Source organism: Flavobacterium cupreum, from assembly GCF_003996965.1.
GTDB lineage: Bacteria > Bacteroidota > Bacteroidia > Flavobacteriales > Flavobacteriaceae > Flavobacterium > Flavobacterium cupreum.
Window position 1 is genome coordinate 1 of record NZ_QWDM01000251.1, and the last position, 284, is coordinate 284.

Below are 284 nucleotides of genomic sequence, written 5' to 3' on the forward strand. Positions count from 1 at the left end.
GGCGATGCGGACCGCGGCCAGCTGCCCGGGCAGGGTCGCGAAATGGGCGCCCGCGTCGAAATTGACGACCCGGTGGTTCTCGGTGCGCCCCTGCAGCTCGCGCGCGTCCTTCTTGGACGGGCCCTCGACCAGGATGCGCTGCACGGTGCCGACCATGGCCGCGCTGTACTTGCGCGTGTTGGCGTCGATCGCCGCCTGCAGCCTTTGCAGGCGCGCCAGCTTGACCTCGTGCGCGGTGTCGTCGGCCAGGCTGGCCGCGGGCGTGCCCGGGCGCTTGCTGAAAA

Annotated in this window: 1 protein-coding gene; it reads right to left on the reverse strand. The window is 71.8% G+C overall.

The window, feature by feature from the left end; translation table 11 throughout:
• The coding region (locus tag D0817_RS27330) for a TRAM domain-containing protein (protein WP_127341029.1) at positions 1-284 on the reverse strand (284 nt) is incomplete at both ends.